Annotated in this window: 1 protein-coding gene; it reads left to right on the forward strand. The window is 71.3% G+C overall.

Annotated elements, in window-relative coordinates; genetic code table 11:
- Window positions 1–166 precede the first annotated feature (166 nt).
- The coding region (locus HW837_RS47915; RefSeq protein WP_193383585.1) for an alpha-1,4-glucan--maltose-1-phosphate maltosyltransferase at window positions 167–1694 on the forward strand (1528 nt) is incomplete at its 3' end.

A 1694-nucleotide genomic window follows, 5' to 3' on the forward strand; every position in this document is an offset into this window, starting at 1 on the left:
GGGCGCAGATGCCATACGACCAGTGTGGCACGGTCCCATGGAATGATGGGCCGCGAGCCATTGTCGTGAGCGTCGTGACCGCGCCGGCTGGACCGCATGACCGGCACCACCGAGAACCCCAGCCGCGGCGCCGCCGACACCCCCGAAGGCTCCGGGCGCTCCCACGATCGGACGGATACCGGTCCTCGATGTGCGGCCGACCGTCCACCACGGCCGCCGACCGGCGAAGGCCGTGGTCGGCGAGGCCTTCGAGGTCTCGGCCGTCGTGATCCGCGAGGGCCACGACGCGGTCGCGGCCACGGCCGTGCTCCGGGATCCGGAGGGCCGCCCGACCGCGTACGTCCCGATGCGCGAACTCGCCCCCGGCACCGACCGCTGGGGCGCCACCCTCTCGGTACCCAGCGAGGGCCTGTGGTCCTACGCCGTGGAGGGCTGGGGCGACCCGATCGCCACCTGGCGCCACCACGCCCGGATCAAGGTGCCGGCCGGCATCGACACCGAGCTGGTGCTGGAGGAGGGCGCCCGTCTGCACGAACGCGCGGCCGCCGAGGTGCCCGAGGGCAAGAGCGGACGGGGCACCCTCCTCGCCGCCGTGGACGCGCTCCGGGACACCGCGCGCCCCGTCTCGGCCCGGCTGGCTGCGGCGTCGGCGCCGGAGGTGGAGGAGGTCCTGACCCGCCATCCCCTGCGGGAACTGGTCACCTCCTCCGAGCCGTTGCCCCTGCTGGTCGAACGCGAGCGGGCCCTGTTCGGCTCCTGGTACGAGTTCTTCCCCCGTTCCGAGGGCACCCCCGAGCAGCCCCACGGAACCTTCCGCACCGCCGCCCGACGCCTCCCGGCCATCGCCGCCATGGGCTTCGACGTCGTCTACCTGCCCCCGATCCACCCCATCGGCAGCACCTTCCGCAAGGGCCGCAACAACACCCTCTCCCCCACCCCCGACGACGTCGGCGTCCCCTGGGCCATCGGCTCCCCCGAGGGCGGCCACGACACCGTCCACCCCGATCTGGGCACCATCGACGACTTCGACCACTTCGTCGCCGAGGCACGCGCCCACGGCCTGGAGATCGCCCTGGACTTCGCCCTCCAGTGCTCCCCCGACCACCCCTGGGTCCACAAACACCCCGAGTGGTTCCACCACCGCCCCGACGGCACCATCGCCTACGCCGAGAACCCGCCGAAGAAGTACCAGGACATCTACCCCATCGCCTTCGACGCCGACATGCCCGGCCTCATCACCGAGACCACCCGCATCCTGCGGCACTGGATGGACCACGGGGTGCGCATCTTCCGCGTCGACAACCCCCACACCAAACCGGTCGTCTTCTGGGAACAGGTCATCGCGCACATCAACGCGACCGACCCCGACGTCATCTTCCTCGCCGAGGCCTTCACCCGCCCCGCGATGATGCACACCCTGGCCGCCACCGGCTTCCAGCAGTCCTACACCTACTTCACCTGGCGCACCACCAAAGCCGAACTCACCGACTACGCCACCGAACTCGCCGGTGAGGCCGCCGCCTACATGCGGCCCAACTTCTTCGTCAACACCCCCGACATCCTCCACGCCTTCCTCCAGGAAGGCGGCCGCCCCGCCTTCGAACTCCGCGCCGTCCTCGCCGCCACCCTCTCCCCCACCTGGGGCGTCTACTCCGGCTACGAACTCTGCGAGAACGCCCCCCTCAAACCCGGCA

The sequence above is a fragment of the Streptomyces caniscabiei genome (assembly GCF_014930365.1).
Lineage (GTDB): Bacteria > Actinomycetota > Actinomycetes > Streptomycetales > Streptomycetaceae > Streptomyces > Streptomyces caniscabiei.